The organism is Rhodococcoides kyotonense (assembly GCF_001645385.1).
GTDB classification, from domain to species: domain Bacteria; phylum Actinomycetota; class Actinomycetes; order Mycobacteriales; family Mycobacteriaceae; genus Rhodococcoides; species Rhodococcoides kyotonensis_B.
The window spans coordinates 41,003-59,123 of the sequence record NZ_LVHI01000011.1 but is presented as its reverse complement, the minus strand read 5'-3'; the positions used below and the strand labels follow the sequence as shown (position 1 = coordinate 59,123).

The window sequence follows — 18,121 nt, the reverse complement described above, 5'->3', positions numbered from 1 at the left end:
AACTGTCTATCGGATGCCGCGTGACATCGATGCCGATCAGGAAGACGGGGTGACGCCGGCAAGACGCACGTACGCGGCCGCGTCGAGAGTCTCCCCACGCGCCGACGGGTCGATGCCCGCCGCACGCAGCCGACGCTCGGCCTCGACTGCCGACCCCGCCCAACCGGACAACGCCGCACGTAACGTCTTGCGCCGCTGCGCGAATGCCGCATCGACGACCGAGAACACGCGACGGCGATGTTCGTCGTCCATCGACCACGGCGGGTTCTCGTACCGGTCGATACGCACGAGCCCGGATTCGACCTTGGGCACCGGCCAGAACACCGAACGACCAACGGAGCCTGCACGTTTGACGGTGCCGAAGAAGTTGGCCTTGACGCTCGGGATGCCGTAGATCTTGCTGCCCGGGTCCGCGGCGAGACGGTCGGCGACCTCTGCCTGCACCATCACCAGCGCGGTGCGTAGCGACGGCAACTCCGAGAACAGGTGCAGCAGAACGGGAACCGCGACGTTGTACGGAAGGTTGGCCACCAGCGCGGACGGCTCACCCGGAATGTCCGACGCACGCACCTTCATCGCGTCGGACAGAACGACGGTGAGCTGATCGGCCTGCGACGGCGCACGTTCGGCGGCCGTGACCGGCAACCGCGCGGCGAGTTTCGGGTCGATCTCGACGGCGACGACCGCGTCGGCGACATCGAGGAGCGCAAGCGTCAGCGATCCGAGACCGGGGCCGACTTCGAGAACGGTGTCGGCGCCACCGACGCCTGCCGACGCGACGATGCGACGCACGGTGTTGGCGTCGTGCACGAAGTTCTGTCCGAGCGTCTTGGTGGGACGGACGTCCAATTCTGCGGCGAGAGATCGCACTTCCGCGGGCCCGAGCAACGCCGCGGGTTCCCTCACATGTTCTGACACTTCGAAGACTGTACGCACCCGCTACCGGTAGCCGAGACGGCTGGTGCAGGCAGGCCACGCGCCCCAGCCCTGCGACTTCTGGGTGACCGACGCAATCGCGATCTGCTCCTCGCGCGTCGCGAGGTCGGCACGAGGCGCGTAGCGGAGGCCGCCCTGGCGCTCCCACGTGTTCTGGTCGAACTGCACGCCGCCGTAGAAACCGTTGCCGGTGTTGATGGCCCAGTTACCGGTGGCCTCGCACTGTGCGAGCGCATCCCAGATGGCGCCGTTCTCGACGGGAGGGACCTCGGTGCCGGGTTTCGCGCCGACCCGGACGACCTTCGGCTGCGCGGGGACCTTGACGACCTCGGTGACCTTCTCGCGTCCGACTTCCTGGCCGTTGACGAGGTTGATGTTCCACGTGATGTCCGAGACGCCCGGCGAACCAGGATTCTCGACGACGGTGCGGCTCATGTTCATCGTCGGATCCTCGATGCGCTGCTCGGGGGCTGCGACCTCGGTGGTCTCCGACTTGGTCTCGGTACGGTCGCGCGTCACGACGATCTGGGCACCCTCGGTGACCTTCTCGTCGGGACCCGGCGTCACGGTGTCGGCCTGCTCGAGCGGCATTCCCGCTTCCTCGAGGAACTCGCGCACGGTCGGCGCGGCCAGGGTCAGAGGCGTCGGCGCCGCGGCACCGTCGACGACGGAGACCTCCTTCGGCGTCGCGACGTCGAGATTCGTTCCCTCGAGCGGCAGACGCTCACCGCGCGACGCGGACACGTGCACGTCCTCGGCGAGATCCATCTGTGACAACGCCTCGTCGACGGTCAGCGCCGTTGTCCAGATCTGCTCTTCCTGGCCGTCGACGGTCACGTTCAGCTCACGCGCGCGACGCAGGACGACGGTTTCGCCGTCGGACAGCTCGGTGTCACCGGCCGGGGCGACGAGATCCTTGTCACCCGGGGCGTAACCGGCGGCTTCCAACGCTCCGTTGACGTCGGACGTCATCGTGCTGAGTGAGATCAGCTCACCGTCGACGTCGATCGTCACCGTCTTGTGACGTGCGACCGCGACAGCGCCGCCGACGATGAGAGTGGCCAGCAGAGCGGCGACTACCAGATACAACGTGAGCGACCTGGTCGAATTCAGGCGGGTAATACCAGACAAAGCAATTCCTGGACTCGGGAGCGTTACCGTTTCGCGAAACGCCCGGCGGGGGGATCACGGTACGGTAACGAAAAGGTGGAGTTCCCGCAACCGAGGTGCGGCTACGCCACCCGTGCGCGCTTGGTTGGCCCAGGGTCCGACTGTTCACGCACGGGCGCGCAGCGCATACACCCGCTCGGCGTTCTCGGTGACGTGCGACGCCAGCTCGACAGGATCCTGGCCACGAATCTCCGCCAGTGCCCGCGCCGTGTACGGCAGGCAGTACGACTCGTTGGGCGCACCCCGGAACGGGTGCGGCGTCAGGAACGGCGCATCGGTCTCGACGAGCAGTTGGTCGTCGGGAATCAGCACTGCCGCCTCACGCAGAGCGTGCGCGTTCTTGAAACTGACGGTGCCCGACAGACTGAGCACGTAGCCCGCGTCGATGCAGGCTCGCGCGATCTCGGGTCCCGACGAGAAGCAGTGGAAGATCACCGTCTCGGGAGCGCCTTCGTGCTTCAACACGGACAGCAGATCCTCGTCGGCCTCGCGGTTGTGGATCATCAGCGGCTTGCCGAGACGCTTCGCGAGATCGATGTGCCAGCGAAAGCCGTCGTGCTGCTCGTCGATCGTCGCGCAGCCGTCCAGCTTGCCCGGCCAGTAGTAATCGAGGCCGGTCTCCCCGACAGCGACGACGCGAGGATCGGATGCCAACCGCTCGATCTCGGCCTTCACGGCGTCGTCGAGCACGTTGGCGCGGGTGGGATGAATGGCGACGGCCGCCCACACCCGCGGGTCCCACTGGGCTGCGTCGACGGCGAAACGCGCGGCAGCCAGGTCGTCGGCCACGGTCACCACGCGTCCGACGCCGACGGATTCGGCGCGATCGAGAATCTCGGCCGTCGACGCGGCATCGGTGGCACCGCACGCGTCGAGGTGTGTGTGCGCGTCGACGAGGCTGTGCAGCGGCTCGGGCAAAGGTGGCGCGGGACGTTCTCTTCTCACGCCGATAGAGTAGGCGCCACCATGACTGCGCCAGCTGATGCCTCACGGCCCACCTTCTACGTCACGACCGCGATCGCGTACCCGAACGGTGCCCCGCACATCGGGCATGCGTACGAGTACATCTCGACCGACGTCATCGCGCGCTTCAAGCGCCTCGACGGATTCGACGTCATGTTCCTGACGGGCACGGACGAGCACGGCCTGAAGATGCAGCAGACCGCAGTCAAGGAAGGCATCGACGTCCGCGACCTGGCAGCACGTAACTCGGATGTGTTCCAGGAGCTGGACAAGACGCTCGACATCTCCTACGACCGGTTCATCCGTACGACGGACGCCGATCATCTCGAGGCGAGCAAGGCCATCTGGACCAAGATGGTCGAGCGCGGAGACATCTATCTCGACACGTACGCGGGCTGGTACTCGGTGCGCGACGAGGCCTTCTACACCGAGGGTGAGACGACGGTCGTCGACGACGGATCGCGTGTCGCCACCGAGACGAAGACGCCCGTCGAGTGGACGGAGGAGTCCACCTACTTCTTCCGGCTGTCGGCCTATCAGGACAAGCTGCTGGAGCTGTACGAGACGCAGCCGGAGTTCATCGCACCTGCGACGCGTCGCAACGAGATCGTCAACTTCGTCAAGAGCGGACTGAAGGATCTGTCGATCTCGCGGACGACGTTCGACTGGGGCGTCCAGGTTCCGAACGACCCCGACCACGTCATGTACGTGTGGGTCGACGCGTTGACCAACTACCTCACCGGCGTCGGCTACCCCGATACGTCGTCGGAGAAGTTCCGAAAGTTCTGGCCCGCGAGCCTGCACATCATCGGCAAAGACATCACGCGGTTCCACACCGTGTTCTGGCCTGCGTTCCTGATGTCGGCGGGTATCGAGTTGCCGCAGCGTGTGTTCGTGCACGGCTTCCTGAACAACAAGGGCGAGAAGATGTCCAAGTCGGTCGGCAACGTCGTCGACCCGTTCGATCTGGTCGCCGAGTTCGGTCTGGACCCGCTGCGCTTCTTCCTGCTACGCGAGGTGTCCTACGGCCAGGACGGCAGCTACAGCCCCGAGGCCATTGTGACGCGGATGAACGCGGACCTGTCCAACGAACTCGGCAACTTGGCCCAGCGGTCGCTGACCATGGTCGCGAAGAATCTCGAGGGCAAGGTTCCGACGCCCGGCGAGTTCACCGCGGACGACGAGGCTCTGCTGGCCCGCGCCGACGCGCTACTGGACATCTGCCGCAAGGAGTTCGACGTCCAGGCGCTGCATTCCGCACTAGAGGCGATCTGGTCGGTGCTCGGCGAGACCAACCGGTACTTCTCGCAGCAGGAACCGTGGGTGCTGCGCAAGACCGATCCGGCCCGCATGGCGACCGTCCTGTACGTGACGCTCGAGGTACTGCGCATCGTCGGCATTCTCGTGCAGCCGGTGATGCCCGGTTCGGCGGCGAAGATCCTCGAACAGCTCGGTAACCCGGCGCACCAGTTCAGCGACATCGCGACGCGCATCGTGCCCGGTGAGGCATTGCCCGCGCCGTCGCCGGTGTTCCCGAAGTACGAGTAGGCACTACGCGCCGTGCGTGCGAATGTGTAGCGGGCTATACGTTCGCGCGCACGTGCGGCTACGCCGCCTTCTCCAACTCCTGCAGTGACGTCTCGAGATGCGTCAACATCCGCTGCAGATGCGGGACGCTACGACGACATCCGACGAGCCCGAAGTTGAGCGAATCCCCGTTGCTGGCGACGGTGATGTTGAGCGCCATGCCGTCGCACACGATCGATGCCGGGTAGATGCCGTCGAGACGTGCTCCGTTCCAGTACAGCTCCTTCGGCGAGCCCGGAACGTTGGAGATGATGACGTTGAACGGCGGCGGGGTACTCCGCACGAATCCCGGAACCGGACCGAACAGCAACGGCAGCATCGTCACGGCCCCGAATGCCAAGGACTCCAACGTGTTCAGCTCGCGCATCATGTCCTTGCCGCGCGTCGTCGATTCGGTGATGCACTGCAATCGGGTCATCGGGTCCGACTCGTGCGTGCCGAGATTGCACAGAATGGTCGTCACCGAGTTGCCTGCCGCGTCGCCCTCACCCGGCTTGCGAAGCGACACGGGAACCATTGCGATCAAAGGAGATTCGGGGAGCGCGTTCTCGCCGAGCAGGTAGGCACGTAGGGCGCCTGCACACATCGCCAGCACCACGTCGTTGAGCGTGATGTCCAATCCCTCTGCCACCGAACGCATTCGCTCGATCGACCACGTATCGGCGGCGAATCGTCTCGCACCTCCGATCGGAACGTTGAACATCGTCCGCGGAGCGCGCAGCGGCAGCTGCGCACCTTCGTCACGCAACGCACGCAGTCCGATGCGCGCCGCGGCCGGGACGAAATCGAACATGTCCCCCGCGAGTCCGAGGCCCGTCGACAGACCTCCGGTGATCCGTTCGAGAGTCGACGGACTGCGACGCTTCGGCTTGCCGTCGAACAGGCTCGGGTCCCACGTCGCGACGCCGTTTCGGTCGTCCGGATCCTCGGTCAGCGTGTTCAGCATCAGCTTCAGAGCGGACACGCCGTCGACGAGCGAGTGGTGCACCTTGGTGTAGAGCGCGATCCTCCCGTCGGCCAACCCCTCGACGATGTGCAGCTCCCACATCGGACGGTATCTGTCAAGAGGCGTACTGTGGTGAAGAGAGAGGAATTGGAACAATTCTCGAATCCTCCCGGGAGACGGAAGAACCACGCGTCGTACGTGGTATTCGAAGTCGATGTCGGTCTCGCGAGACCACGCGAGTTTGCCGACGATGTCGACTGGCCTGCCTGGCCGTTTGCGGAACAAGTCGTGCACCTCACCGCCTGTGAACCTGCGGTGGATCTCGTCTGCGAGATCATGCGGTTCACCTGCGGGAACGAACAGTTGGAGACCCCCGACGTGCATCGGGTGCTCCCGCGATTCCGCGATCAGGAACATGGATTCGGTAACGGGCATCAGGGCCATGTGCGATCACCTTTACACCTAGTTTGCATAACGGTGTGACGTCGAACACGACTCTACGTTTAAAGGACCTAAGTCTCTGGTTATTGTCCGTTACCGATGGTCCTACGCAACTGCAGATCGGAGGCGAGCGCATGACAACGGTGCTCACCGCTACGCCAAGGCCGGGATTCACCCCGGCTACCCACACGTCGAGCCGGGCCGACATGCCCAGCGGAAGCCTGGCGTCGAAGGCACTCGCCGCGTATCTGCAGCACACGGTCCGTCCGTTTCTGTCCGTCTGGGCCAGGACGGCACATCTTCCGTGGCCGTTTCACGTGATCGATTACGCCGGACGGTTGGTTCCCCAGCTCAAGGGCACCAGGAGCCGACGCGTCGAACTCGCCGACTGTGGGGCGGAATGGGTCACCGCCGACGGCGTCTCGGAGGACAACGTCGTGCTCTACCTGCACGGAGGCGCGTTCGTCTGTTGCGGCATGAACACCCACCGCCGACTCGTCTCCCGTGTCTCGCAGAGCGCCGACGCGCCGGTTCTGTCGGTGGACTACCGCATGATGCCGAGAAACCCGATCTCACACGCGGTCGAAGACGGCGTCGACGGCTACCGTTACCTGCTTGCGGCCGGCTATCGGCCCGATCAGATCTTCATCGCAGGTGACTCCGCCGGCGGTTATCTGGCGTTCATGGTCGCGTTGGCTTTGCGGACCGTGAACCTGCCCAGACCTGCGGGCATCTTCGTCATGTCACCACTGACCGACATGGACCCGACGCGCAAGATCGAGCACGAGAACGCGCGGAAGTGTGCCGTGTTCCCGGCCGGTGCGGTTCCGGCGCTGACGGTGATGGCCGACCGGGTCGACGCGAAGATCGTCGTCGAGGGCAAGCGCGGGCCTCGCATCTCGCCGGTCGACGCCGATCTGACCGGTCTTCCGCCGGTATTGATCCAGGTCGGTTCGACCGAAATGGTTCTCGCCGACGCCGAACTCATGGCCATCCGCCTCGAGGAGGCGGGCGTCGAGTGCGAACTGCAGGTGTGGGACGAGCAGGTGCACGTCTTCCAGGCGGCCGATTTCCTGCCGGAGGCACGTCGGGCGATGATCGAGATCGGCGAGTTCGTGCGATCGCACTGCGCATTCGACGCCGCCCCGAGCACTGCGTGAGTAACGTTGCAACCATGGCAGTAACAGGAAACAAAGAGGTCGACATCGCGGCCGAACCCGCAGCTGTGCTCGAGGTTCTCGCCGACGTCGAAGGGTTGCCGTCGTGGTCGCCGGTCCACAAGAAGATCGAGGTCGTGGATCGGTACGACGACGGGAAGCCGCACCACGTCAAGATGGCCGTGTCGATCCTCGGTATCAACGACGATCAGGTCGTCGAATACACCTGGTCGGACGACAAGGTGTCGTGGGATCTCGTCGAAAGCTCGCAGCAGAAGGCGCAGCACGGCGAGTACACGCTGACGGCGACCGAGAAGGGCACGCACGTCGCGTTCTCGCTGACGGTCGACCCGAAGATCCCGGTGCCCGGTTTCCTCGTCAAGAAGGGCACCAAGACGGTGCTCGAAGCCGCGACCGAGGGGCTACGGCAGCAGGTCGTGGGTTAGACGTAGGTCCTGGTCATTCCGCAGGCTCCACTCCCGCCCTGGTGTAGATCTGGTCATTCCGCAGGCTCCACTCCCGCCCGCGATGCGAGGACTGCCTCGTACAGTTCCCGCTTGCCGACGCCGTTCACCGCCAGCTGGGCGCACGCGTCCTTGAGCCGCATGCCCGACGCGACCAGCTCTTCGACGTCGTCGATCAGGTCCTCGGGGTTCTCGACGACGCGTTGTGCGCCGGCGAGAACCACGGTGATCTCGCCGCGGACCCCGTCGGCGGCCCACGTCGCGAGTTCGCCGAGGGTTCCACGCTTGACCTCTTCGTAGGTCTTGGTGAGCTCTCGGCAGACCGCGGCGCGTCGTTCGGAGCCGAGCACGGCGACCGCGTCGGCCAGGCACGCATCCAGACGATGCGGCGCCTCGAAGAACACGCACGCCCGCGGTTCGGTCTTCAGGGTCTCGAAGAACGCACGACGCTGTCCCTGCTTGCGCGGTGGGAAGCCGTCGAAACAGAAGCGTTCGACGGGCAGACCGGAGAGCGCAAGTGCCGTCGTCACCGCGGAGGGGCCAGGGAGGCACGTGACCGGCAGGTCGTTCTCGACGCACGCGGCGACGAGTCGATAGCCGGGATCGCTGACCGACGGCATGCCCGCATCGGTGACGAGAAGGACTTTCTTCCCTTCGCGGACGGCGTCGACGAGCATCGGCAGACGGTTGGACTCGACCTGGTCGTAGAAGCTGACCACCTTGCCGGTGATCGTCACCCCGAGCGCCGACGCCAACTGCTTGGTGCGACGCGTGTCCTCGGCCGCGACGACCTCGGCCGTCGCGAGCGCGTCGCGCAGTCGTGGCGACGCGTCGCCGACGTCGCCCATGGGGGTTGCGGCAAGGATCAGCATGCCTCCATCGTCCCGTATCGCGGCCCGCCGCCTACCATCGGCATGTGACCTTGTTGACCGAGCGGTACGTCGTCAGTCCCGGTCCGACGTCTCGGGCTGCCGATCTCTACCGCGACGTCGACCGCATGCGGGGTTGGATGGTCACACTGGTCATCACGGCCATCGCCGCCGTCACACGGTTCGCGATGCTGCGCTACCCGACCGATGCCGGCACTCCGGTGTTCGACGAGAAGCACTACGCGCCGCAAGGATGGCAGGTCCTCACCGGCGGCGGAATCGAGGACAACCCGGCGTACGGGCTCGTCGTGCACCCGCCCGTCGGCAAACAGTTGATCGCGGTCGGCGAGGCGATCTTCGGCTACAACGGCTGGGGGTGGCGCTTCTCGGCCGCGCTGCTCGGAACGTTGTTGGTGCTGATCGTGATTCGCACGGTGCGACGCTTGGCACGGTCGACTCTTGTAGGTGCGATCGCCGGAATCCTGTTGATCGTCGACGGAGTCACGTTCGTGTCGTCGCGCATCGGGATGCTCGACATCTTCCTGGCGTTCTTCGTCACCGCGGCGATGGGATGTCTCGTCGTGGACCGCGACGACGTACGCGCGCGCATGGCCAAGGCCCGGCTCGAAGGACGCATCGACGCAAGCGAATTCGGCCCCCGACTCGGCGTGCGGTGGTGGAGGTTCGGCGCGGGCATACTGCTCGGACTCGCATGTGGCACCAAGTGGTCCGGCGTGTACTTCATTGCCTTCTTCGGACTGCTGTGTGTCGCTTTCGATCTCGCGGCCCGACGCGCGAACGGTGTTCGACGCCCCTGGCTCGGCACTGCCGTGCGCGACATCGGTCCGGGCCTCTACGCACTCGTCGTGATCCCCGTATTCGTCTATTTGTGCACGTACGCAGGGTGGTTCGCGAGCGAGAACGGCGTCGATCGTCACGCCGTCGGAAATCAGATCGGGACGGACGGGCCTTTCTCGTTCGTGCCGGGCGCGCTGCGGTCACTGTGGTACTACAGCGGCAACGTGCTGGACTTCCACTCCGGTCTGACGAACTCGGCCGGCAATCACCACCCGTGGGAATCGAAGCCGTGGACGTGGCCGATGGGTCTGCGGCCCATGCTGTACTACTTCGCCGACGGCGACACCGTCCAGGGCTGCTCGGCGGGGTCGTGCGTCAAAGCCATCATGTTGATCGGTACCCCGGCCATGTGGTGGCTCGCCGTCCCGATGCTGCTCTGGTGCATGTGGATGGTGTTCGTGCGACGCGACTGGCGCTTCGCCGTCGTGCTCACCGGTTACGCCGCGGGTTTTCTGCCGTGGTTCCTGACGCTCGATCGTCAGATGTATTACTTCTACGCCGTCGCCCTCGCGCCGTTCATGGTGATGGGCTTCGCGCTGATACTCGGGCAGATCATCGGATCGGCGCGTGCCTCGGCCGAACGGAGAGGCACCGGACTGCTGTTGGTGTGCCTCTACGTCGGCCTCGTCATCGCGAACTTCATCTGGTTGTGGCCCATCCTGACGGCCATGCCCATCACGCCCGAGATGTGGCAGCGGCAGTTGTGGCTGCCCAGTTGGCGCTAGCGCGCCACGTGCGCGCGAATGTAGAGCGGGCTGTACATTCGCGCGCACGGGTGCAAAGCGCCTGTGCCGCAAGCGTTATGCGCGAGCTTTCGAGAAGCTCGTCTTACCGCCGAAGACACCGTCGAGGCTGAAGCGTCCGGCACCGACAGCCGCGAGCAACAGCGAGCCGACGCCCAGCGCGACGACGAGTTCGTAGCCACCCTCGGACACGAAGACTCCGAGGTCGTAGTGCACGAACGCGAACGCACCGACCATGTCGAGGAACAGCAGGATGCCGACGATCGGGGTGAAGATGCCGAGCAGAAGCGCGATGCCGCCGACCAGCTCGACGAACGTCGCGAAGTAGGCGGACACGGCAGGTAGCGGTACGCCCATTCCTTCGAATCCGGCTTTGGTGGCGTCGAGACCGTTGGTGTTGAGCTTCTGCCAACCGTGGGCGATGAAGACGATGCCCAGGCCGATCCGGGCAACCAGGGTGGCGAAGTCGCGGAAGATGGTCGAGTTCATGAGAATTCCTTCGGGCACGGCAACGGGACCCGACCACCCTGGCACATCGTTGTTGAAGCGTCAACCTCGACGGAGTGCTGTGTCGACGAGTTCTCTGATGCGATCGTCGTCCATTCCCAACGCGCGCAACTCCGCCACGTACGCGACGGCTGCGCGTGCGGCGTTGTCCTCGGTGGGGTCACCACCCGACGCGATGAAGGTTCCGAGCCGACCGCGTGCTTCGATGACGCCCTGGGCTTCGAGTTCCTTGTACGCCTTCGCAACGGTGTGCGGCGCGATCTGCAATTCCTCGGCGAGACCGCGCACCGTCGGAATCTTGGTCTCCGCGATCAGTTCTCCGCTACGCACCTGGTCGAGGATCCCGGCGCGAAGTTGTTCGTACAGCGGGGTCTTCGACGCCGGGTCGATACGCACGTGCATACGGAGAACCTACGCCGGCTACACGCCCTTGACTGCGTCCTCGACCGGGGTGTCCCCCGACGTCAACATCACGGTCTTCCCGATCGTCGACGGCGTTTCGAGCATCAGGGCGATGACGTGCGCGACGTCGGCACGCGGCACGGTTCCGCGCTCCAGCGGTGGTTTCGACAGCGTGACGTGCCCCGTCGGGTCGTCGTCGGTCAATCCGCCCGGTCGGACGATGGTCCAGTCCAGCTTCGTTCGCGCTTTCAAGTCCTCTTCGGCCACGGTTTTGGCCGCAATGTAGGCCTTCCACGTGTCCTCGGCGTCGTCGGCGACGGGTTCGCCCGCACCGAACGAGCTGACCTGGACGAACCGCTTCACGCCTGCCTTCTCGGCCGCATCGGCCAGCAACACCGAGCCCGCCCGGTCGACGGTGTCCTTGCGTTCGACGCCTCCCGACGCTCCCGCGCCCGCGGCGAAGACGGCCGCGTCGGCGTCGTGCAACAGTGCGGCGACATCGTCGACTGATGCCTGTTCGAGATCGATGACCTCGGGCAACGCGCCCAAGGCCGCGACGGCGTTGCTGTGGTCGGGATTTCGGATCAACGCCACCGCCCGATCGCCCTGCGCAGTCAGCACTTCGGTCAACTGCTGAGCGATTTTTCCGTGTCCTCCGGCAATCACTACTCGTCGATCAGTCATTCCCGACGCCTACCCGCCGGGCCCCGTGGACAAACAGTGGCAAGATCCACTGTCATGACCACCAGCGCGATCATTTACCACAACCCTCGCTGCAACACGTCCCGCACGGTTTTGAAGGCCATCCAGGAGGCAGGTATCGAGCCGACCGTCGTCAAGTACCTCGAGACTCCGCCGACGAAGGACGGGCTACGCAAGCTGCTCGACGACGCGGGCCTGACGCCGTCGCAGGCCATCCGCACGAAGGAAGCCGTCTACAAAGAACTGGGTCTCGCCGACGCGTCGGACGACGAACTGATTGCCGCCATGGTCGATCACCCCATCCTCATCGAGCGTCCGATCGTGAAGACCGACAAGGGGACCGTGCTCGCGCGGCCTGCGGACAGGGTGCAGGACGTCTTGTGAGTGCGAATGTATAGCGGGCTACACATTCGCACTCACGGGCGGCGAAGCCGCACTGTCCCGCGCAATCGGGCACGACATACAGCGCGGCCCACCTCGACCGGACCCGAGTTCCGACCCGCTGATCGTCAACACCTCGATTCCCGACGCGGCCAGCCGGGCATTCGTCTCCACGTTCCGCTCGTAGGCGACGACGACGCCCGGCGCGAGCGCGAGGGTGTTGTTCCCGTCGTCCCACTGCTCGCGTTCGGCGGTGACGTGGTCTAGTCCGGTGTCGATGACGCGGAGCTTCTCGATGCCCATCGCGTCGGCGGCGGCGGCGAGGAACGGGTCGGCGCCGCGGATGCGGACGCCATGGCCTTCCTTTCGAATCGTGAACGCGGACAACGTGTCTCGGATAGCCGGGTACATGACGACGGCGTCGGTGTCGACCATCGTGCACACGGTGTCCAGATGCATGGACGCACGCTCCTGCGCGATGGGCACCACCAGCACCGTGTGCGCCAGATCGTCCTCGAAGAGGCTGCGCGCCAACGCTTCCGCGCCCGCAGGCGTCGTCCGCTCGCCGACGCCGACGGCCACCACACCCGGCGCCAGCAGCAGCACGTCGCCGCCCTCGACCGGCGCGGTGCGCGACTCGTACGCCTGACGCACCCCGAGAAAACGCGGGTGGAACGCGTAGATCAGATCCGTCAGCGACGTCTCCCGCAACCGAGCGGGCAGCGCGAGCGACGTGATGGCCACCCGGTTGCGGATCCAGAACGACGAGTCCCGCGTGAACAACAGATTCGGCAGCGGATCGATGACGAAGTCGGCGCCGTGATGCATACGTCGCACCAACGAGGATCCGCCCACCTCGGGCACTCCGGTCTCGGCGGCAAGCAGTTCGTCGAACGTCATGCCGGCCATCAGGACCTTGGCCAGCTCGGGTGCAGGGACGCCGCGAAGGTGAACGCTGAGGTCCTGTGCAAGAGCCCGGCCCAGTTTGCGCTCGTCGACCGCGGCAGAGATTCCCTGCATGCGCGCGGCACCGCTCGCCGTCAACGTCTCGGTGAGCAGATCCGACAACAACAGCACCTCGACGCCTCGGCCCCGCAGCAGTTCCGCGAACGCGTCGTGCTCCTCCTGCGCCCGGTCGACCCACGGCACACCGTCGAACAGCAGTTGGTCGTTGTTGCGCGGGGTGAGGCGGCGCAACTCGTCGCCCGGTCGATGCAACATGACGGTGCGCAGCGTGCCGACCTCGGAATCGGCGCCCAGTCGATCAGTCATCGTTCAATGATGCGCCTTCGGCGCGCTGCGTACTCTCGTCACCATGCCGATGCCCGAATGGAACGTCCGCGAACTCACCCCGGGACAGCTTTCCGATCGCAGCGGAGTTGCCGTGTCGGCGCTGCATTTCTACGAGAAGCAAGGGTTGATCAGCAGCAGACGGACGTCGGGCAACCAGCGTCGCTACCCGCGCGAGACGCTCCGGCGTGTCGCGTTCATCCGCATCTCGCAGAAGGTCGGCATTCCGTTGGCCGAGATTCGCGACGCCCTCGCCGAGCTTCCGGAGGAGCGCACGCCGACGAAGCGAGATTGGGCCCGGCTGTCGGGCCGCTGGCACGACGACCTCGAACATCGCATCGCGCAACTGATTCGGCTGCGCGACGACCTGACCGGCTGCATCGGCTGTGGCTGCCTCTCGCTGACCAGCTGCACTCTCGCGAATCCGCAGGACGAGTTGGCGCAATCCGGACCGGGCGCACGTCGACTCGATGTGGATCTATAGCAGTTTGCTGAACTGATCGTTCGCCTTCTGCAGCACGAACTCGTACGGCGGCGCGAACTTCCGAGCCCACCAGTACCCGAACCTGATGTCGTTCGACGAGTACACGAGATAACGGTTCTTGTAGATGCCCTTCAGAATGGCCTCGGCCACCTTGTCCGGTGTGACAGCACGCTTTTCGAAGCGGTGCTGCAACTTCTTCACCCGCGGATCGTCGCGGTCCACGCCCGCGATCTCGACGGTGTCGACGAGCCCGGTCTTCACTCCACCCGGCACGACGAGGCTGACGCCGATGCCGTGCCGCTTCATGTCGTACCGCAACACTTCCGACGCACCGCGCAGACCGTATTTGCTCGCACTGTAGGCCGCGTGCCACGGCAACGGAATGAGTCCGGCCGCCGACGACACGTTGACCAGATGCCCACCGCGTCCGGCGTGGATCATCGGTGGCAGGAAGTTCTCCATCACGTGGATCGGGCCCATGAGGTTGACGTCGACCATGGACTTCCACTGCCGATGCTCGAGATTTTCGACAGTCCCCCACGCCGACACTCCCGCGATGTTCATGACGACATCGAGGCTGCCTGCCGCGTCGTGCACCTCGGTCGCGAACGCGGTGACGGCGTCGTAGTCGGAGACGTCGAACGCCTGCGACATCGCTGCGGCGTTGCCGACGGCCGCGACCGTGTCCTTCAGCGACGCCTCGTTGATATCGGTCAGATACAGCTCGGCGCCCTCGTTCGCGGCGGCAAGCGCGGTGGCACGGCCGATCCCACTGCCCGCCCCGGTGATGAACGTCTTCTTTCCGCGTAGATTCGTGATGGTCATCGGGTGCTGGTCCCCCCACATTCGAAGATCGATTCCCTACTGCACGATACGCGGCAGTCACGCGGCACCACCGGAGGTTTCATGGCAATCGTCTCGAAGGGGTTCCACGGCAAGCGCCGCGGCAACGACGGCCGTACCCCACCCGGTCAGCATCTGACGACGGATTTCCCTGTGTTGTCGGTCGGTCCGACGCCGCGGGTCACGACGGACCGTTGGGAATTCGCGATCGTCACCGAGCGTGGCGAGACGCATCGGTGGAACTGGCAGCAGATGCGCGCGCTGCCGAACGAGAAGCCGGTGGTGGACATCCATTGTGTGACGACGTGGTCCAAGCTCGACACTCGTTGGCGCGGTGTGTCGCTCGATACGTTGTTTGATGGAATCGACACTGCAGCAACGCATGTCATGGCAAGCAGCTACGACGGTTACACCACCAACCTCCCGTTGACCGAATTACGCGGTGGCAGAGCATGGCTCGCGTTCGAGTACGACGGCGCGCCGCTGCGGCCCGAACATGGCGGTCCTGCACGACTTCTCGTGCCACACCTGTACTTCTGGAAGTCCGCCAAGTGGGTGAGCACGCTGACGCTGATGGTGCGCGACGAGCCCGGGTTCTGGGAACGCAACGGCTATCACGACTACGGCGATCCGTGGCAGGAGCAGCGGTATCAGGGAGACTGAACGCGTGAACTGGCTCGTCGCTACCCTGACCGACAGAACGACCGAAACGCCCACCTCGACAACACTGACGTTCGATGTCGACGGGTGGCCCGGCCATCGGCCCGGCCAGCACGTGGATGTCCGCCTCACCGCCGAGGACGGCTACAGCGCGCAGCGCAGCTACTCGATGGCAACACCCGCCGACGGCAGTACCGTCGTGCTCACCGTTCAGACCGTCGACGACGGCGAGGTCTCGCCGTACCTCGCCGACGTGCTGGAGGTCGGCGCACAGGTCGAACTGAAGGGGCCGATCGGAGGCTGGTTCGTCTGGGACGAGGCCGACGACGCACCGGTGCTGTTGATCGCAGGCGGGTCCGGCATCGTGCCGTTGATGGCGATGATCAGAGCGCGTCGCCGGAGCGGTTCCACCGCACCGTTCCGACTGATCTACTCGGTTCGCTCACCCGCGGAGGTGATGTACGCGTCGGAACTCGCATCGATGCAGGCGGGAGTGGAGGTAGCCGTCCGCTACACGCGTGAGGATCCGAACGGCCATCCGGGACGGCTCACTCCCGACGCGATCGCATCGGGCGGCTGGTCACCGGACATCGCCCCGCGGTGTTTCGTCTGCGGCCCGACAGGGTTCGTCGAGATGGTCGCCGACGTCCTCGTCACGCAGGGACATATGCCGTTCAGGGTCAAGACCGAGCGTTTCGGCCCGGTCGGAATCGCACGCTAGAGCCGCCTGCTCATCTCTTCTCGATACTCGGCGACAGTCCGTTCGATGCTGTCCGCATCCTGGTCGGCGCCGCGCTTACGGGCGTCGTCGGCACGGCTCTGAAGTGTGCCGATTGCCTTGCGGAGTTCGGCGTCGGACATCCTGTGATTCACTGCTGTGTGCTCCATGTCACACAGTGTCCGCCCGACGCCGACTCCCCGCAAGGAGGGTGAGAACTAGGCGTCGACGGGCGACGTCGCCATCTCGGCGGGCACGAAGCTGGACAGGCTGCGAGCCGCGAATTCCCGGAAGTATCCGAGCTTGTTCGGCGGAACGAGCGACGGCAGCACGGTGTGCCAGACCTTCTCCATGCGCGACGGAGCCGTCTCGAGCGTCGACTGAGCCTCGGACACCATCAGCACGCCGGCGAGCATCTCGCAGACGAGCAGTGCAGCATTGGAGGAGTCGAGGTGATCGGCGACGTCACCGTGTTCGATGGCACGGTCGAAGAGGTGCTCGAAGATGTTCCCCCACGTTCCGAACACGCTGCCCCGCGCGGTCTCGGACCCGTCGATCTCCATCTGCAAGCGGTACATGACGCGCACGAGGGGGTCGGAGGCGGCCAGTTCCAGCACCGAGTACGAGATGCCGATGACCGATTCGAGAGCAGGCGAGCGGCTGTCGACCAGGCCCGCGCATGCCGTCGAGACACGCTCGTGTCCCTCGTCGACGATCGCCTTGGCCAGTTCTTCCTTGGACGCGAAATGGAAATACAGCGCACCCTTGGTGACACCGGACTGCGCGGACACCTGACTCAATGTCGCATTTGCATGACCTACTTCGAGAAAGAGATCGGCTGCCGCGCGCAGCGCTGCCGCACGTGTCGCTTCTGCCCTCAATTGCCTAACCATGTAGCTTCACCCCTGCTCAGTTGCCTGTTTGACACCGACGCCGACCAGCTGTGATCAGTGGTGGCCTGGGCGAATCCGTGGGCTCGAACTTCGCCGCACCTACCGTCTGTCCGGTTGCGCGAGATAATACTAACTGCAACGAACCACTCTTCGTGATCCAGAAGTGACATTCGGTCGGCATAATCGCCGCTTCACATAACGATCGAAATAAAAAGTTCCACTTCGCCGGAATTTGTAACGACCTCGATGTCCTCTTTGTACGCGCGGAATATCGCACCCGATTCCGTCGCTTCCTCGGCCTGCGCCCACACGTCCTGGATCGGGTCGCGCAGGGTGCCACTCGGAGAGAAGACGGCGTACACGCCGCTCGGGACCTCAACGAAGACGTCACCGATGGGCACGTCGCCGGGAGACAGATGCTTGACCGCCACGACCGCGTTGTAGACGCCGTGTGCGTCGGGCACGAAGACGGTGCTGACCACGATGTCGTCGGCCGAACGCTCGCGGATGCGCTCACGGAGGAATCGGATCAACTCGCTGTTGCTCACCTCGGCGCCGGGGGTGATGCGTGGCGCGACCAGGCCGCCGAACAACTCCGCGGACCGCGCGGTCACTCGGTGCGTCACGCGTTGAATCCTGTCTGCTCGATCGACAGGTACAGATCGATCTTGTACGCGTGCGGGTAGTACTCGTAGTCCGCGGTGAAGGTACGGGTGATCTCGCCCTCCTCCTCTGCGTGATCGATCTGCTTCCACAATCGCGTCATGATGTCGGGGAAGTGGCCGACCGACGAGAACTTTGCGTACTTGGCACGCGGAACCTTGGCGACGAGATGCCCACGCGTCACCTGGCTCAGCGCAGAACATCGATAGCCGACGATCTGCGTGTTGTACGAACCGATTCCGGGCGCGAAGTCCGTGTAGATCGACGCCAGCGGTCCCGGGATCTCCTGGTTCAACACCGACGACCACGCCGCATCCAAATTCGGATCGTTGAGTCTTCCCAGAGCCCGCTTGGGGCTACGAACCGGAAGACCGGCGACCCACGTTTCCTCGAGGTCGACAATCTCGAAAGCCATTCACACTCCACGTAGCGGCCAGTTGCGTA

Annotated in this window: 22 protein-coding genes; 8 read left to right on the top strand and 14 right to left on the bottom strand. The window is 64.9% G+C overall.

What is annotated here, in order from left to right; genetic code table 11:
- Nucleotides 1-36: 36 nt before the first annotated feature.
- The 3 genes from rsmA to A3K89_RS07940 form a co-directional block, all read right to left on the bottom strand.
- On the bottom strand, nt 37-918 hold the full coding sequence (rsmA, locus tag A3K89_RS07950) for a 16S rRNA (adenine(1518)-N(6)/adenine(1519)-N(6))-dimethyltransferase RsmA (protein ID WP_068423953.1): 882 nt from the start codon (nt 916-918) through the stop codon (nt 37-39).
- A gap of 21 nt (nt 919-939) precedes the next feature.
- Nucleotides 940-2,067, bottom strand: a complete 1,128-nt coding sequence (locus A3K89_RS07945) for a resuscitation-promoting factor (RefSeq protein WP_068423951.1) — start codon at nt 2,065-2,067, stop codon at nt 940-942.
- 144 nt (nt 2,068-2,211) lie between these two features.
- Nucleotides 2,212-3,051, bottom strand: coding sequence for a TatD family hydrolase (locus A3K89_RS07940; protein WP_068423949.1), 840 nt, complete (start codon nt 3,049-3,051; stop codon nt 2,212-2,214).
- Between the two features lie 21 nt (nt 3,052-3,072).
- Here A3K89_RS07940 and metG point away from each other — a divergent pair, with 21 nt between their 5' ends.
- Nucleotides 3,073-4,617, top strand: a complete 1,545-nt coding sequence (metG, locus tag A3K89_RS07935; protein ID WP_068423947.1) for a methionine--tRNA ligase — start codon at nt 3,073-3,075, stop codon at nt 4,615-4,617.
- A 58-nt stretch (nt 4,618-4,675) separates the two neighbouring features.
- On the opposite strand, the gene A3K89_RS07930 is transcribed toward metG, so the two are convergent.
- Entirely contained in the window at nt 4,676-6,046 is a 1,371-nt protein-coding gene (locus A3K89_RS07930; protein WP_068423945.1) for a WS/DGAT/MGAT family O-acyltransferase, read from the bottom strand.
- A 131-nt stretch (nt 6,047-6,177) separates the two neighbouring features.
- Between A3K89_RS07930 and A3K89_RS07925 the strand changes: the two genes are divergently transcribed.
- Both A3K89_RS07925 and A3K89_RS07920 read left to right on the top strand, forming a co-directional pair.
- Nucleotides 6,178-7,203, top strand: coding sequence for an alpha/beta hydrolase (locus tag A3K89_RS07925; protein ID WP_068423943.1), 1,026 nt, complete (start codon nt 6,178-6,180; stop codon nt 7,201-7,203).
- Between the two features lie 14 nt (nt 7,204-7,217).
- Complete coding sequence (locus A3K89_RS07920; protein WP_068424035.1) at nt 7,218-7,646, top strand: SRPBCC family protein; 429 nt, start codon at nt 7,218-7,220, stop codon at nt 7,644-7,646.
- A gap of 53 nt (nt 7,647-7,699) precedes the next feature.
- Here the strand turns inward: A3K89_RS07920 and rsmI are convergent, their stop codons facing one another.
- Entirely contained in the window at nt 7,700-8,536 is an 837-nt protein-coding gene (gene rsmI, locus A3K89_RS07915; protein WP_068423941.1) for a 16S rRNA (cytidine(1402)-2'-O)-methyltransferase, read from the bottom strand.
- Nucleotides 8,537-8,580: 44 nt separating this feature from the next.
- On the opposite strand from rsmI, the gene A3K89_RS07910 reads away from it, so the two are divergent.
- Nucleotides 8,581-10,116 (top strand): dolichyl-phosphate-mannose--protein mannosyltransferase, encoded by a 1,536-nt coding sequence (locus tag A3K89_RS07910; protein WP_068423939.1) that lies wholly within the window; start codon nt 8,581-8,583, stop codon nt 10,114-10,116.
- A gap of 75 nt (nt 10,117-10,191) precedes the next feature.
- Here A3K89_RS07910 and A3K89_RS07905 read toward each other — a convergent pair whose 3' ends face one another.
- Genes A3K89_RS07905 through A3K89_RS07895 form a run of 3 tightly spaced genes read right to left on the bottom strand, consistent with a single transcriptional unit; the run spans nt 10,192 to nt 11,727 of the window.
- Complete coding sequence (locus A3K89_RS07905; protein ID WP_068424033.1) at nt 10,192-10,623, bottom strand: DoxX family protein; 432 nt, start codon at nt 10,621-10,623, stop codon at nt 10,192-10,194.
- A gap of 60 nt (nt 10,624-10,683) precedes the next feature.
- Entirely contained in the window at nt 10,684-11,043 is a 360-nt protein-coding gene (locus A3K89_RS07900) for a GntR family transcriptional regulator (protein ID WP_068423937.1), read from the bottom strand.
- 18 nt (nt 11,044-11,061) lie between these two features.
- Nucleotides 11,062-11,727, bottom strand: a complete 666-nt coding sequence (locus tag A3K89_RS07895) for an NAD(P)H-binding protein (protein WP_068423935.1) — start codon at nt 11,725-11,727, stop codon at nt 11,062-11,064.
- Nucleotides 11,728-11,781: 54 nt separating this feature from the next.
- Between A3K89_RS07895 and arsC the strand changes: the two genes are divergently transcribed.
- On the top strand, nt 11,782-12,129 hold the full coding sequence (arsC, locus tag A3K89_RS07890; RefSeq protein WP_068423933.1) for an arsenate reductase (glutaredoxin): 348 nt from the start codon (nt 11,782-11,784) through the stop codon (nt 12,127-12,129).
- 18 nt (nt 12,130-12,147) lie between these two features.
- Here arsC and arcA read toward each other — a convergent pair whose 3' ends face one another.
- Nucleotides 12,148-13,398, bottom strand: a complete 1,251-nt coding sequence (gene arcA, locus A3K89_RS07885) for an arginine deiminase (protein WP_068423931.1) — start codon at nt 13,396-13,398, stop codon at nt 12,148-12,150.
- 43 nt (nt 13,399-13,441) lie between these two features.
- On the opposite strand from arcA, the gene soxR reads away from it, so the two are divergent.
- On the top strand, nt 13,442-13,900 hold the full coding sequence (gene soxR, locus A3K89_RS07880) for a redox-sensitive transcriptional activator SoxR (RefSeq protein WP_068423929.1): 459 nt from the start codon (nt 13,442-13,444) through the stop codon (nt 13,898-13,900).
- On the opposite strand, the gene A3K89_RS07875 is transcribed toward soxR, so the two are convergent.
- On the bottom strand, nt 13,895-14,725 hold the full coding sequence (locus A3K89_RS07875; protein ID WP_068423927.1) for an SDR family oxidoreductase: 831 nt from the start codon (nt 14,723-14,725) through the stop codon (nt 13,895-13,897). The genes soxR and A3K89_RS07875 overlap by 6 nt on opposite strands.
- Before the next feature lie 81 nt (nt 14,726-14,806).
- Here A3K89_RS07875 and A3K89_RS07870 point away from each other — a divergent pair, with 81 nt between their 5' ends.
- Together A3K89_RS07870 and A3K89_RS07865 are read left to right on the top strand one after the other, a co-directional pair.
- The gene (locus A3K89_RS07870; RefSeq protein ID WP_068424031.1) at nt 14,807-15,406 is read left to right on the top strand and encodes a sulfite oxidase-like oxidoreductase; all 600 of its coding nucleotides are present in this window, start codon (nt 14,807-14,809) and stop codon (nt 15,404-15,406) included.
- 4 nt (nt 15,407-15,410) lie between these two features.
- Nucleotides 15,411-16,124 (top strand): ferredoxin reductase, encoded by a 714-nt coding sequence (locus tag A3K89_RS07865; protein ID WP_068423925.1) that lies wholly within the window; start codon nt 15,411-15,413, stop codon nt 16,122-16,124.
- Here A3K89_RS07865 and A3K89_RS25955 read toward each other — a convergent pair.
- From A3K89_RS25955 to A3K89_RS07850, 4 genes are all read right to left on the bottom strand, one after another.
- The gene (locus A3K89_RS25955; RefSeq protein ID WP_165839545.1) at nt 16,121-16,291 is read right to left on the bottom strand and encodes a hypothetical protein; all 171 of its coding nucleotides are present in this window, start codon (nt 16,289-16,291) and stop codon (nt 16,121-16,123) included. The genes A3K89_RS07865 and A3K89_RS25955 overlap by 4 nt on opposite strands.
- Nucleotides 16,292-16,339: 48 nt before the next feature.
- Nucleotides 16,340-17,014: a ScbR family autoregulator-binding transcription factor gene (locus A3K89_RS07860; RefSeq protein WP_068423922.1), complete on the bottom strand. Its 675-nt coding sequence runs from the start codon at nt 17,012-17,014 to the stop codon at nt 16,340-16,342.
- A gap of 191 nt (nt 17,015-17,205) precedes the next feature.
- On the bottom strand, nt 17,206-17,640 hold the full coding sequence (locus tag A3K89_RS07855; protein ID WP_068423920.1) for an effector binding domain-containing protein: 435 nt from the start codon (nt 17,638-17,640) through the stop codon (nt 17,206-17,208).
- Nucleotides 17,637-18,092, bottom strand: coding sequence for an effector binding domain-containing protein (locus tag A3K89_RS07850; protein WP_068423918.1), 456 nt, complete (start codon nt 18,090-18,092; stop codon nt 17,637-17,639). Before A3K89_RS07850 ends, A3K89_RS07855 begins: the two co-directional genes overlap by 4 nt.
- Between the last annotated feature and the right edge of the window lie 29 nt (nt 18,093-18,121).

What these genes read in the sequence shown, in the direction of transcription:
- metG (WP_068423947.1), top strand. Translation starts at nt 3,073, where the DNA reads ATGACTGCGCCAGCTGATGCCTCACGGCCCACCTTCTACGTCACGACC.
- A3K89_RS07930 (WP_068423945.1), bottom strand. Translation starts at nt 6,046, where the DNA reads ATGGCCCTGATGCCCGTTACCGAATCCATGTTCCTGATCGCGGAATCG.
- A3K89_RS07925 (WP_068423943.1), top strand. Translation starts at nt 6,178, where the DNA reads ATGACAACGGTGCTCACCGCTACGCCAAGGCCGGGATTCACCCCGGCT.
- A3K89_RS07920 (WP_068424035.1), top strand. Translation starts at nt 7,218, where the DNA reads ATGGCAGTAACAGGAAACAAAGAGGTCGACATCGCGGCCGAACCCGCA.
- rsmI (WP_068423941.1), bottom strand. Translation starts at nt 8,536, where the DNA reads ATGCTGATCCTTGCCGCAACCCCCATGGGCGACGTCGGCGACGCGTCG.
- A3K89_RS07905 (WP_068424033.1), bottom strand. Translation starts at nt 10,623, where the DNA reads ATGAACTCGACCATCTTCCGCGACTTCGCCACCCTGGTTGCCCGGATC.
- A3K89_RS07900 (WP_068423937.1), bottom strand. Translation starts at nt 11,043, where the DNA reads ATGCACGTGCGTATCGACCCGGCGTCGAAGACCCCGCTGTACGAACAA.
- A3K89_RS07895 (WP_068423935.1), bottom strand. Translation starts at nt 11,727, where the DNA reads ATGACTGATCGACGAGTAGTGATTGCCGGAGGACACGGAAAAATCGCT.
- arsC (WP_068423933.1), top strand. Translation starts at nt 11,782, where the DNA reads ATGACCACCAGCGCGATCATTTACCACAACCCTCGCTGCAACACGTCC.
- arcA (WP_068423931.1), bottom strand. Translation starts at nt 13,398, where the DNA reads ATGACTGATCGACTGGGCGCCGATTCCGAGGTCGGCACGCTGCGCACC.
- soxR (WP_068423929.1), top strand. Translation starts at nt 13,442, where the DNA reads ATGCCGATGCCCGAATGGAACGTCCGCGAACTCACCCCGGGACAGCTT.
- A3K89_RS07875 (WP_068423927.1), bottom strand. Translation starts at nt 14,725, where the DNA reads ATGACCATCACGAATCTACGCGGAAAGAAGACGTTCATCACCGGGGCG.
- A3K89_RS07870 (WP_068424031.1), top strand. Translation starts at nt 14,807, where the DNA reads ATGGCAATCGTCTCGAAGGGGTTCCACGGCAAGCGCCGCGGCAACGAC.
- A3K89_RS25955 (WP_165839545.1), bottom strand. Translation starts at nt 16,291, where the DNA reads ATGGAGCACACAGCAGTGAATCACAGGATGTCCGACGCCGAACTCCGC.
- A3K89_RS07860 (WP_068423922.1), bottom strand. Translation starts at nt 17,014, where the DNA reads ATGGTTAGGCAATTGAGGGCAGAAGCGACACGTGCGGCAGCGCTGCGC.
- A3K89_RS07850 (WP_068423918.1), bottom strand. Translation starts at nt 18,092, where the DNA reads ATGGCTTTCGAGATTGTCGACCTCGAGGAAACGTGGGTCGCCGGTCTT.